General features: G+C 65.2%; 9 protein-coding genes, 1 tRNA gene and 1 pseudogene. 2 read left to right on the top strand and 9 right to left on the bottom strand.

The features are described 5' to 3' along the window. Positions 1-41: 41 nt before the first annotated feature. Positions 42-118, top strand: a tRNA-Pro gene (locus ACT2B0_RS04295). Positions 119-211: 93 nt separating this feature from the next. Here ACT2B0_RS04295 and ACT2B0_RS04290 read toward each other — a convergent pair. After that, a complete protein-coding gene (locus tag ACT2B0_RS04290; RefSeq protein WP_473461835.1) occupies positions 212-865 on the bottom strand; it encodes a hypothetical protein in 654 nt (217 codons plus the stop codon). A gap of 17 nt (positions 866-882) precedes the next feature. Continuing rightward, on the bottom strand, positions 883-1,401 hold the full coding sequence (locus ACT2B0_RS04285; protein ID WP_473461832.1) for a hypothetical protein: 519 nt from the start codon (positions 1,399-1,401) through the stop codon (positions 883-885). Between the two features lie 50 nt (positions 1,402-1,451). On the opposite strand from ACT2B0_RS04285, the pseudogene ACT2B0_RS04280 reads away from it, so the two are divergent. After that, positions 1,452-1,844: pseudogene (locus tag ACT2B0_RS04280) on the top strand (transposase); the annotation flags it as partial. Between the two features lie 521 nt (positions 1,845-2,365). On the opposite strand, the gene ACT2B0_RS04275 reads toward ACT2B0_RS04280, so the two are convergent. From ACT2B0_RS04275 to ACT2B0_RS04245, 7 genes are all read right to left on the bottom strand, one after another. After that, complete coding sequence (locus tag ACT2B0_RS04275; RefSeq protein ID WP_473465778.1) at positions 2,366-4,003, bottom strand: AMP-binding protein; 1,638 nt, start codon at positions 4,001-4,003, stop codon at positions 2,366-2,368. Positions 4,004-4,148: 145 nt separating this feature from the next. Further along, on the bottom strand, positions 4,149-6,596 hold the full coding sequence (locus ACT2B0_RS04270) for an amidase (RefSeq protein WP_473461829.1): 2,448 nt from the start codon (positions 6,594-6,596) through the stop codon (positions 4,149-4,151). Positions 6,597-6,599: 3 nt separating this feature from the next. Continuing rightward, positions 6,600-7,316, bottom strand: a complete 717-nt coding sequence (locus ACT2B0_RS04265; RefSeq protein ID WP_473461828.1) for an ABC transporter ATP-binding protein — start codon at positions 7,314-7,316, stop codon at positions 6,600-6,602. After that, on the bottom strand, positions 7,309-8,346 hold the full coding sequence (locus ACT2B0_RS04260; RefSeq protein ID WP_473461825.1) for a branched-chain amino acid ABC transporter permease: 1,038 nt from the start codon (positions 8,344-8,346) through the stop codon (positions 7,309-7,311). The genes ACT2B0_RS04265 and ACT2B0_RS04260 overlap by 8 nt, the downstream gene beginning before the upstream one ends. Continuing rightward, positions 8,343-9,209, bottom strand: coding sequence for a branched-chain amino acid ABC transporter permease (locus ACT2B0_RS04255; protein ID WP_106571161.1), 867 nt, complete (start codon positions 9,207-9,209; stop codon positions 8,343-8,345). The genes ACT2B0_RS04260 and ACT2B0_RS04255 overlap by 4 nt, the downstream gene beginning before the upstream one ends. A gap of 86 nt (positions 9,210-9,295) precedes the next feature. Then, on the bottom strand, positions 9,296-10,519 hold the full coding sequence (locus tag ACT2B0_RS04250; RefSeq protein ID WP_473461822.1) for an urea ABC transporter substrate-binding protein: 1,224 nt from the start codon (positions 10,517-10,519) through the stop codon (positions 9,296-9,298). A 32-nt stretch (positions 10,520-10,551) separates the two neighbouring features. After that, positions 10,552-12,150 (bottom strand): flotillin family protein, encoded by a 1,599-nt coding sequence (locus tag ACT2B0_RS04245; protein WP_473461819.1) that lies wholly within the window; start codon positions 12,148-12,150, stop codon positions 10,552-10,554. Between the last annotated feature and the right edge of the window lie 18 nt (positions 12,151-12,168).

The raw sequence follows: 12,168 nt of genomic DNA, 5'->3' as shown, positions 1-12,168 counted from the left end.
GGATCGCGGCGCGAACGTTATAGACCGCCGGTCTGGTTTTACGGAGTGTAGCGCAGCCTGGTAGCGCACCTCGTTCGGGACGAGGGGGTCGCAGGTTCAAATCCTGCCACTCCGACCAGAACTTCCAAGGGTTCCCGGCCCGAACGTTCTTGGTTTTCGTCCGAAACCCCAAGGCGTGTACCTATAAACCTCCGTCTTGTTTACGAACGCATCACCCCGTCAGGAATATCGCCAACGGGACCGGTGCGACCGCCAAAATCACTGCAAGCAGGAACCCGGGAAACGGGAACAGTCTGCAAAATCCTGCGATCAGACAAATCCCTCCGCCACCCCCGACGACCGCGTTACCTGGGAGATTTAGGGCGATCATCAGCGCAATGAACCGGTACTTGATGAGGAACGGCGTAATTCGAAACGAAGAACTTTGCAGGATAAACTCCAGCCGTTCTTCGGTGCTCAACGGGAGCAGTTTCTTCAAGAAGTTGGCCGTACGCTTCAACCGCAATGTCTCAAGGGCATCAATGATACCCTTCTGGGGAACCAGACTACCGATCAGAAACGAAAGTGACAGTGATAATACAGTTGCACCGTAAACCAACGGGGCAATATTTGGTCCGAATGTAACCATCATTCCAAGTCCGATCTCGACGCCTGGCACAAACGGCAACGTCATCATCAAGACGTAGACCGAAATCGACACCATTATCAGACGATGAAGCGTTGGCTCTGTGCTTGGAGTCAAGTACGGGGTTAGTTGTGCCAAAACCAAATTACTCAGATATTTTCCACCGACAATCATACAAATCAGCAAAGCGGCTTTCCACGCAATGCTGATCAGCAAACGCGGATTAATGGACTTCGCCATTCGGATTGGGAGCGGCACTAGTCGGTGAAACCTTGCACAGGCACTTCTTTCACTTCTCCGCGAATATTGTGCTCAACATCAATGGTCCAATACCAGCGCTTTCTGGTCCAACGCATTGTGCCCTCCAGCATGCCGTCGCGGACGGTTCCCTGCCAAACCATCTTACCGTCGGTTGGGCTTGTCAGTTCCGTAAGGAAATGAACCTGATCGTCTTTCTGCCGTATCCAATAGGGCGCGGGTACAAAGTTGTATCGTTTGCAAACCTCTGAGGAGAACCGCCCATCCTTGAAGACCAATGTATCTTCGAGAGGTTGCTTTCCATCTTCCTCGGCGCGAACAATCCCGGCGCTGAACATAAGCCCGTCCAGAGGGGTCGATCTTGAGATCTCTACCGTCTTGGCCCCGCTTTCGGCTATCTGTTGTCCTCGTGCTGGATGGAGAAACGTTGCTAGAACCATAATTGCAACCAAAACAACAAACCTCGAAATCCGAGATCGCGTATTCAGATTAACCAAGACGGTCGCGTGCAAATCCATTGAATTTTTCCCAATGGTCCCAGCCGGCTGAGAACACGATAGCTTGGCAAAACGGCTTTGTCGCCACCGCCTTCGCCCAGGAGACGCCGGAAGCCGCCAGCGTCCAGTGGCGGGCCGTCGCCGACCAGATCCGGCCGAAGGTGCCCAAGCTCGCCGCCATCCTCGACGACGCCGAGCCAGACGTGCTCGCCTACATGACCTTCCCGAAGGAGCATCGGGCCAAGCTCCATAGCACCAATCCGATCGAGCGCCTCAATGGCGAGATCAAGCGGCGCACAGACGTCGTCGGCATCTTCCCGAACGACGACGCCATCGTCCGTCTCGTCGGCGCGCTGCTGCTCGAACAGAATGACGAATGGGCCGTCCAGCGCGCCCGCTACATGACACTGGAAAGCGTCGGCCAGTTGAGCGATGATCCCCTCATCAGCCTGCCAGCCGTGGCGCGCCGATCAACCCGGCCATGCCGGACAGCACGGTGGACAACGCCGCCAGCTACACCACGCGGTGGGACACGATCCAACGGCCTACCGATACCAATCGCGATTACCGGCAGTCAGCAGCATGACCGCTCGGCGGTGCGTATTCTGCGTGAAGGGTTGCAAAGCCGCGCTATTGTTCTTGCCGATAAGAATTGTAACGCAAGGGAGATCAGACCATTTTTGAGTTCACGTGGAGGCTGGGCGGACATCCCGCCGCGTCGGAACCGGCGTGATCCAATCTGCTTAAGTCGGTATCTTTAGCGCCACCGCAATCGCGTGGAACTGTTCTTCGAACGGATCAAACATAGCAGGCGGATCGCAACCCGTTACGACAAGTTGACAGCGAACGTCCTCGCCTGCGTCAAGCGCGCTGCAATCCGCCTTTGGCTTCGCGTTTATGAATCCACGCCCTGCCTGAAACGCTCCTCCTGCCCGCTTCAGCGCAGTTGGATCAGATTGCCGCGCGGGCGCCGGTGCGCAGCCGCTCACTCCAGCCCCAATTCCTCGACCATCGCCTTGCGCATCAGGAACTTTTGCGGCTTGCCGGTCACCGTCATCGGCAGTTCGGGCTTGAAGCGCACATATTTGGGGATCTTGTAGTGGGCGATCCGGCCGCGGCAATGGTCGCGGATTTCGTCCTCGCTGGCCTGTTCGCCCGGCTGCAGCACGACCCACGCGGCCAGTTCCTCGCCATAGGTCGGGTCCGGCACGCCGAACACCTGCACCTCGGCCACCTTGGGATGGCAGTACAAGAATTCCTCGATCTCGCGCGGATAGAGGTTCTCGCCGCCGCGGATCACCATGTCCTTGACCCGGCCGACGATGCGGCAATAGCCGCGCTCGTCGAGCGCGGCGAGATCGCCGGTATGCATCCAGCCGCCCGGATCGACCGCCTCGCGGGTGCGCGCCTCGTCGTTCCAGTACCCGCGCATCACGGAATAACCGCGCGTGCACAATTCGCCCTGCGCGCCGACGGCCACCGTACGGCCGTCCTCGTCGACGATCTTGACCTCGACATGCGGGTGGATGTGGCCGACCGTCGACACACGGTCGTCAAGCGCGTCGTCGGGGCCGCTCTGGAAGGAGATCGGGCTGGTTTCCGTCATGCCGTAGCCGATCGTCACCTCGGGCATATGCATGTCCTTGACCACGCGGCGCATGACTTCGATCGGACAGGGCGCGCCGGCCATCATGCCCGTGCGCAGGCTCGAATAGTCGCGACTGGAAAATTCGGGATGGTCGAGCATGGCAACGAACATGGTCGGCACGCCGTAGACGGCCGTGCAGCGCTCGGCCACGATCGCCTCCAGCGTGGCGCCGGCCTCGAAGGCCTCGCCGGCAAACACCATCGCCGCGCCCGCCGTCACGCAGCCGAGCGTGCCCAGCACCATGCCGAAACAATGATAGAGCGGCACGGGGATGCATAGCCGGTCGGCCTCGCCGAACCCCATCGCGCGCACGGTGAAGGCGGCGTTGTTGACGATGTTGTAATGCGTCAGCGTCGCGCCCTTGGGCGCGCCGGTGGTGCCGCTGGTGAACTGGATGTTGATCGGATCGTCGGGATCGAGCGCGCGGCTGATCGCATCGAGACGCATCATCTGCGCCGGCCCGGCGAGGCTCGACACCTGGTCGAAATTGAACATGCCGGGCGATTTCTCCGCGCCCATGCGAATGACGATCTTCAGCGTGGGCAGTTTTGCCGCGGCGAGCCGGCCCGGCGCGCATGTGTCTATTTCCGGGGCCAGCGTGCGGATCATGCCGAGATAGTCCGACGATTTGAACGCGGCGGCGGTGACCAGCGCCTTGCAGCCGACCTTGTTGAGCGCGTATTCGAGCTCGGAGAGCCGGTAGGCGGGATTGATGTTGACCATCACCAGCCCGATCCTGGCGGTGGCGAACTGGGTGATCAGCCATTCCGGCCGGTTGGGCGACCAGATGCCGATGCGATCGCCGCGCTCCAGCCCGAGGCTGAGCAGGCCGGCGGCGAACGCGTCCACCGCCCGGTCGAGGTCGTAATAGGTGTAGCGCTTGTCGAACTGGCGAAACACAGCCGCCTCGCGCGGTCCGAACCGCGACACCGTCTCGGCGAACATCGCCGGAATGGTGACATGGCGCAGCGGCATTGTGCGTTCGCCCGAAACGTAGGACTTGCCGTCGCGCGGCGCGATCTGCGCCGACGCCGGCTCGGTGGCGTCGTTGGCGTCCCACAGGCTTTGCGAAAGCCGGGCGGCCAGGGTTTCAGACAAGATCGTCATCGCACGCTCCCCTTCACATGGCACGCCAGTCGCCGAGGCTTTCGAAGGCGGAGGCCGCGCGGTAGATGGTGCTTTCGCCATAGTTGCGCGCGACCAGCATCATGCCGACCGGCAGGCCCTCGCTCATCGCGCACGGCACGTTCATGGCCGGATAGCCGGACGCGTTGAAGGGCGCGGTGTTGCCGACCATCTCGAAGGCGCGCTGCACGTAGAGGTCCAGGGGTGCGTCGGCGGGCGGGATCGGCTGCGCCTTCATCGGCAGGGTCGGCATCAGCACCAGGTCGTATTTGGCGAACACGGCGTCGTAGCGCATCGCCAGCCGGCGCATCAGGTTCTGCGCCTTGCCGTAGAAGCGGCCGCGATAGCGCGTCTGGAAATATTCGCCCAGAAACATGCAGACCTTGAGGCTCGCCGACAGCTCGTCGGCGCGGCCGCGCCAGGTGGCGAAATGATCGACCATGGAGGGCAGGAACAGGCCGCGATAATTGGTGCCGGCGCCATTGCCGTGCATCATGAAATCCTGCAGCCCCTCGACGGTGATCGCCGTCCAGTAGTCGGGCGCGGCCAGATGTTCGGGTACGGAAATCTCCTCGACCTCGGCGCCCAGCCCCTTGAAGGCGTCGGCCGCCGCCCTGACCTTCAGGTCGACGTCGGGCTCGCTTTCGGGCCGCGCGAACCCTTCCGCCAGGACGCCGATGCGCAAGCCCCGGCAACCGCGCCCGACGGCGTCCGTGTAGCGCTCGACCGTGGGTTTGTACTGGCGCGGATCGAGCCCGTCCTCGCCGGCCAGCACCTCCAGCAGCAGCGCGTTGTCGGCAACATTGGCGGTCACCGGGCCGACATGGTCGATGGTCTGCTCCACCCCCATCACGCCCGAATAGGGCACCAGGCCGTGCGTCGGCTTCATGCCGTAAGTGCCGCAATTGCTCGACGGGATGCGGATCGAGCCGCCCTGATCGCCGGCGATCGCCATGTCGACCTCGCCGGTGGCGACCAGCACCGCCGAGCCGCTGGAGGAGCCGCCGGCCATGTAGCCGTGCTTGTAGGGGTTGTGCACCGGGCCGGTGGCGCTGGTGTGGCTGCCGCCCGACAGGCACAGATTTTCGCAGGTCGACTTGCCGACGATGATCGCGCCGGCGTCGAGCATGCGCGTGACGATGGTGGCGTCGATCTCCGGCACGTAGCCTTCCATGACCGCCGAGCCGTTCATCATCGGAACGCCGGCCACGCACACCGTGTCCTTGACCACGATGCGCTTGCCGGCCAGCGGGCCGGTCGGCGCGCCGCGGATCTCGGTTTTGTAGTACCAGGCGTTGAGGGGGTTGTCGGCCGGGTCGGGACGGTAGCCGGGCGCGCGCGGATAGTTCACCTGCGGCAGGAAGTCGGGCGCCGCGCTCAGCCGGTCGTAGCCCTGCAGATAGGGCTCCATGACGGCGAGATAGCGGGCGAGCTCGTCGTCGGCCATCGAAAAGCCGAGCGTGTCGCGCATGGCGCGCATCTGGTCGAGGCTGGGTCGTTTCACGGTCATGGCCTGTGCTTTCGCCGGGTCCCTCGCCGGGACGGGTTTGGGGATGGACAATGCGGGCGCACGGGCGCCGCCCGGCGCCCGCGGCAGGGCCGAGGCCGGCACGGCATGGCGCAGCGGCGCGTCGAAAACGCGCGCAGCAACCGCCGCCGTCGGCTGGCGCGGCGCGTCGACCGTCCCGGCCGAGGCGCTGCCGGGCCGGGTGCGGCGCGCGGCGCCGAAGCCAAGAAAGGCTTCCACCTGGCGCGGATCGGCGAGGGCTTGCGCGTCGATCTCGGTCTTGATGGCGCCGCGCTCCAGCACCAGCACGCGGTCGGACAGGGCGGCGATGAAATCGAAATTCTGCTCGACCAGGAGGATGGTCAGGCCCCGTTCGGCGCGCAGCCTGGCCAGCGTCTCCTCGATCTCCTCGATGATCGAGGGCTGAATGCCTTCCGTCGGCTCGTCGAGCAGGACAAGCCAGGGATCGGCGATCAGGCAGCGGGCGAGCGCCAGCAATTGCTGCTCGCCTCCCGACAGCGAGCCGCCCGGCCTGTCGAGCAGGCGCTCGATGCGCGGAAAGTCGCGCAGCACCCCGGCAAGCGCTTCATCCTCGCCGGCCTCGCCATCGTCGCGCCAGGCCAGCCTGAGATTGTCGCGCACGCTGAGCTGGGGAAAGATCCCCCGGCCCTGCGGCACGTAGCCCAGGCCGAGCCGGCCGCGTTCATGCGGCGGCAGGCGCGTGATATCGTTCCCGGCCAGGCTGATCGAACCGCCGGTCGCCGGCAGGAACCCCATCACCGCCTTCAAAAGCGTCGATTTGCCCATGCCGTTATGGCCGAGAATGCCGACGATCTCGCCTTCACCGACCGCAAGGTCGATGCCGCGCAGGACCGGAATGCGGCCGTAACCGGCGGCCAGCGCCTTGACCGAAAGGGCTTCCAAGGCGTTCGCCATGCGCTATCCCTTCTTGCCCAGATAGATGTCGCGCACCCTGGGATCGGCCATGACGGCGTCGACATGGTCCTCCATCAGGATGCGGCCCTGCGCGAACACCGTCACGGTTCTGGCGATCGCGCGGATGAACTGCATGTCGTGCTCGACGATGATGATGGCGGCCTGCCTGCCGATCTCGGCGATCACGGCGGCCAGCCGCTCGATCTCCTCGGCCGTCATGCCCGCCGCCGGCTCGTCGAGCAGCACCAGCCACGGACGGGCGGCGATCACGATGCCCAGTTCGACGCGCTGGCGCTCGCCATGCGCCAGCTGTCCGACCGGGCGCGCGGCCAGGTCGCCGAGATCGAGCCGCTCGAGCGCGTCGGCGACCGCGCCGTCCGCTCCCTGCCGCCCAAGCACGCGCAACGCCGCCAGCCAGATGTTCTCGCGCACGGAAAGCCCGTCCATGACGCTCGGCACCTGTGTCTTGATGCCGATGCCGAGCCGGGCGATCTCGTGCGGATGCCAGCCGGTCGTCTCCTGGCCGTCGATCAGGATCTCGCCGGCGCTCGGCGTCAGCATGCCGGCCAGGCATTTGAAGAACGTGCTCTTGCCGGCGCCGTTCGGTCCGATCAGGCAGCGCAGCTCGTCGCGGCGCAGAAAAAAGTCGACCCCGTCGACGGCGTTGACGCCGCCGAAGCGCATGGTCACAGCGCGGGTCTCAAGCACGATGTCAGCCATCGGCGCCTCCCCGGGCGGGGCGCAAGCGGCGCCGCGGGGCGCGCCTGGGCCGGCGCCGGCGCGCCAGGCCGGCCCACTGGCCAAGCGTCGGCACCACGCCGCGCGGCAAAAGCAGCACGGACAGAACCAGAACCAGACCGAGCACCAGCGTGTTGTCGATCAGCGTCTGCTGGCCGAGCGCGAATTTCAGATAGCCGAGCAGCATCGCGCCGACGAACGGGCCGACCAGCGTGCCGAGCCCGCCGACAATGCACCAGATGATGATCTCGGCCGACTGACCGAGCGAAAACAGTCCCGGCGTGACGATTTCGGCCCAGCTCGCAAACAGCGTCCCGGCCAGGCCCGCCACCGCGCCGCCGACGGCAAACAGCGCCGTCTTGCGCAGCCGGGCGTCGTAGCCCATCAGTTCGACCCGCGCCTCGTTCTCCCGGATGGCGACCGCCACCCGGCCGAACGGGCTGGCCAGCAGCCAGCGCAGCAGGGCGTAGACGACGAGGACGATCGCCACGACAAGATAATAGAAATCGTCGCCGAAAATGTAGGCGTCGGGATCGCCGGGCACGTTGAGCGTCTGATAGCCCGGTATGCCGTTGAAGCCGCCGAGCCGCGCCTGGCCGATCGCATATTCCGGGCCGGCGGTGGAGTTCATGAATTTGAAGAAGATCAGCGTGACGACCAGCGTGATGACGCCGAGATAGACGTCGGACAGCCGCCCGTAAAACATCATCGCGCCGAGCAGGCCGGCGAACAGGAACGGAACCACAATGCCGAGCGCGAAGGGCAGCGTGCTTTCGCCGAGATTGATGGCGGCGATCGCGTAGCTATAGGCGCCCAGCCCGTAAAACGCCGCCTGGCCGAAGCACAATATGCCGCCGAATCCCCAGACCAGGCCGAGGCTCATCGCCAAAAGGCCGTAGATCAGAAGGATGGTCAGCGTGTAGGTCTCCAGCACGGCCGGCGCGGCCAGCGCCAACAGGGTAAAGACGACGAGCACGGCCAGCGTCGCGCCGATATCCGGACGCCCGCTCACAGGCGCCCCCTGAAGAAACGGCCGGTGATGCCCTGCGGCAGAAGCCGCAGCAGCACGACGGCGGCGACCAGCAGCGCCACCTCGCCGACCACCGGGCTCGCGGCGAAGGTGAAGAGCTGGGACACCAGCCCGAACAGCGTCGCGCTCGACAAAAGCCCGACGATGATCGACGCGCCGCCGGAGATCACGGTGATGAAGGCCTTGGCGATATAGGTGCCGCCGGTGGTCGGCACGAGGCCGACGAGCGGGGCGAGCAGGCCGCCGGCGAGGCCCGAGAGCGCCGAGCCGCAGAAAAAGGTGACCATATAGACCCGGTCTGGACTGTAGCCGAGCGCGGCGGCCATGTCGGCGCGCTGCATTGTGCCGCGTGCGACCAGCCCGGCCCTTGTGCCGGCAAGCAGCGCGTACATGGCAACGAGCAGCAGCGCCGCGACGACGATGATGAAGAAATTATAGCCGTTGACCTGGTAGCCGCCGATGGCGAAGCCGGCGATCGGCGGCGAGATACCGGTGGTGGTGTTGCCGAAGATCATGGTGGCGAGCCCGATCATAACCAGGCTCAGGCCCCAGCTCGCCAGCATCGTGTCGACCAGCCGGCCGTAGAGATGGCGGATGACGAGGCGCTCGACCACCAGGCCGATCAGGCCGACGACCAGCGGGGCGACGATCAGCATGGCGACATAGATGTTGATGCCGGCATTGACCGCGACGATGGTGGCGTAGCCGCCCGCCATCATGAACTCCCCATGCGCCAGGTTGATGACGCGCATCATGCCGAACACCACCGCCAGGCCGGCGCTAATGACGACCAGCACGGCGATCGAATAGAAAATTTCGACGATGAGGACCGTTGCGAGGTCCATGCGGGCCCGCTCCCTGTTCGCGTTGTCCTGCCCCCGCCGACGGCGGCGGTGGTCGCGACCGGCCTCGCCGGCCGGCCGCGTTCGCGTCAGATCTTGATTTCGTATTGCGTGTTGTCGTCGGGATTGGCGACGAGATCGCACACGCCCTGGGTGTCAACGGGCTGGCGCTGGGCGAAGCTTTCCAGCACCTTCAGCTTCTGGCCGGCGAACTCCATCAAGTGCACGTCGAGCACGGCATGATGGGTCTTCGGATCGATGGTGACCTTGCCGCCGGGACCGTCGATCGACAGCCCGCCCTCGAGCGCGGCGATCACCGCGTCGCGGTCGAGCGTGCCGGCCTTGCGCACGCCCTCGGCCCACACATGCACGCCCTGATAGTTGGAGACCGCGATCTCGTGGATCAGGCTGGTGTCGCCGTACTTGTCGGTCCAGCCCTTCAGGAAACGCTCATTGGCCGGCGAGGCGATCTCGGGCGAATAATTATAGGCGACCAGGATGCCGTCGCCCTCCTCGGCGGTCAGCACCTTGTGTTCGTTGCCGACGCCGAGCGTGGTCGAGGCCATCGGAATCTTCGACTTCATGCCGGCGGCCGCCCATTGCCGGTAAAACGACAGATGCGCCCCGCCAACCAGCGCGGAGACCACGATGTCGGGCGCGGCGCTCTGGATCTTGGCGATCGTGGAGCCGAAATCGGCGACGTCGAGCGGAAAGAAATCGGTCTGCACCACCTCGCCGCCGGCATCGGCGGCATATTTCTGCATCCAGCGCGCGGTGATCTGGCCGTAATTGTAGTCGGCCGCCAGGATATAGATTTTCGGCCCCCATTTCTTGATCGCGGCCGGCACCACGATCTCGACCTGCTGGGCCGGGGTGACACCGGTAACGAACAGGTTGCGGTCACACACGCCGCCTTCGTAGAGCACGTTGTAGAAATAAAGGACCTTGCTCTTGCGCAGCGTCTGGCGGATCGCCTCGCGCGAGGCCGACAGAATGCCGCCATGCACGACGTCGACCTTGTCGCGGCGGGCGAGCTGCTGGCCGAACTGGGTGTAGAGCGCCATGTCGGACTGGGTGTCGTAGGCGGTGACCTCGACCTGACGGCCGAGCAGGCCGCCGCTAGCATTGATTTCGTCGATCGCCAGCCGCATGGCCATGTCCATCGGCTTGCCGTAAGCGTCGAAAATGCCCGACATGTCGAGGATCGAGCCGAACTTGATCGGGTCGGCGGCGCGGGCGCCGGGCACGGCGGCGAACAGGCCGTTCGCGGTCAGGGCGGCGCTGCCTGCAAGGAATTCGCGTCTGCTGGTCATCTTTGTCTCCCCTGTGATGGTCGCGGCGGCGTTCAGCCGTCTTTCTTGGGCCGGGTCGCGGCGGCGGCCCGGCCGGCGGCGTCGGCCGTGCGGCCGGCGAGCTGGGCGTCGAAATCGAGGCCGATCTCGTCGCCGAGCTTTTTCATGAAGGGCAGTTGCACCGACATGCCCAGAATGGAGTCCAGCGCCTGGCCGAACGGCGTGCCGTCGCCCTCCCCGGCGCCGTTGCGGCCGCCCAGGCCGCCGATCTGGTTGATGCGGATCGAGTCGATCTTTTCGACCGGCTTCATCATCTGGGTGGCGATCTCGGGCAGCCGGTCGATCTTATGCATCTCGACACGGGCCCGCAGCACGGCGTCGGATTGCTGGTTGTCGGCCTGGATTTCGGCCGAGCGGCCCGCGGCCTCGGCCACCAGCCGGTCGCGCTCGGCCGCGGCGCGCAATTGCACGGCCTCGCTCTCGGCCTTCGCCGTCGACAGGATCGAGGAGACTTTCGACTTCACGCGGGCGTCGTCGGTCTCGCTGTCCTGCCGGGCCTTTACCTGGGCCAGCTTGCGGCCGCGCTCGGCCGCCGCCAGGTCGCGCGAGGTCTGGACCTGCTCCTGCGCCTCGATCAATTCGACACGCGCCGCCTCTGCCTTGGCCTGTTGCTGGGTCTCCTCGCCGCGCTTGGCCGCGATGCGGATCGCGTTGTCGATCTTGGCCGCCTCGACCTCCAGCAGCGCCTCCATCTCGCGCCGGCGCAAGGTCAGGTCGCGCTCGATCTCGGCCTGTTTGAGGTCGCGCGCCTTGGCGATGCGCTGCTCCTCGGCGAGCCGTTCGGCTTCGGTCCGGCTTGTGTCCAGCTCGCTGTTGTGGCGGATGCGCTGGCGTTCGATCTCGAGCTTGCTGACGATCTCGAATTCCTGCTGCTCGCGCTCGATGGCGAGCCTTTCCTTGGTCTGCTCGAGCTGACGCCGCCTCACGGACGTGTCGGCCTCCGCCTCAATATCGATGCGTGCCTTGCGGTTTTCCGCAATCGTTTCGGCGAGCCGGCGCATGCCGACCGCGTTGAACGCGTTGTTGTCGTCCAGGTCCGCGAACGGCGTCTGGTCGAGATGGATCAGCGACACAGAGTCGACCACAAGCCCGGATCTGGCCAGATTGGCGGCGAGCCGCGCGGCCACCGCCTCGGAAAAGCCGCCGCGGTCGACGTGCAGGTCGTCCATGGAGCGGCGCGCGATTTCGGCCTGGACGGCATCGACGAGCTTGCCCGCCATCAGCGCCTGCATCTCGTCCTCGCGAAAAGCCTTCGAGCCGAGCGCCTGGGCCGCCGTGGCGATGCCGTCCGGCGTCGGATCGACCCGAAGGTGAAATTCCATCGTCAGATCGACCCGCAACCGGTCTTCCGAAATCAGGGCGCGTGTTCCGGTTCGCTCCACCTGCAGGCGCACCGAACGCATGTTCATGCGGTCGACGCGGTGCAGGATAGGCAGCGCCAGGGCGCCGCCGTCGATGATGATCTTGCGGCCGCCCGCGCCGGTGCGGATCAGCGCCGCATCGCGCGTCGACTTCACGTAGAACCGGTTGAGAAACAGGACCGCAACCGCCGCCGCGACGATGATGAGAACGATACCAAGCAGCCAAGCCACGCGATCCTCCCCGGCCTT

The sequence above is a fragment of the Nitratireductor sp. J20-h4 genome, from assembly GCF_056780505.1.
This window is presented reverse-complemented; position numbering and strand designations above follow the sequence as displayed.

Excerpts from the sequence above, each read along its gene's own strand:
- ACT2B0_RS04275 (WP_473465778.1), bottom strand. The coding sequence starts at position 4,003 with ATGCCGCTGCGCCATGTCACCATTCCGGCGATGTTCGCCGAGACGGTG.
- ACT2B0_RS04290 (WP_473461835.1), bottom strand. The coding sequence starts at position 865 with ATGGCGAAGTCCATTAATCCGCGTTTGCTGATCAGCATTGCGTGGAAA.
- ACT2B0_RS04250 (WP_473461822.1), bottom strand. The coding sequence starts at position 10,519 with ATGACCAGCAGACGCGAATTCCTTGCAGGCAGCGCCGCCCTGACCGCG.
- ACT2B0_RS04270 (WP_473461829.1), bottom strand. The coding sequence starts at position 6,596 with ATGGCGAACGCCTTGGAAGCCCTTTCGGTCAAGGCGCTGGCCGCCGGT.
- ACT2B0_RS04285 (WP_473461832.1), bottom strand. The coding sequence starts at position 1,401 with ATGGATTTGCACGCGACCGTCTTGGTTAATCTGAATACGCGATCTCGG.
- ACT2B0_RS04265 (WP_473461828.1), bottom strand. The coding sequence starts at position 7,316 with ATGGCTGACATCGTGCTTGAGACCCGCGCTGTGACCATGCGCTTCGGC.
- ACT2B0_RS04255 (WP_106571161.1), bottom strand. The coding sequence starts at position 9,209 with ATGGACCTCGCAACGGTCCTCATCGTCGAAATTTTCTATTCGATCGCC.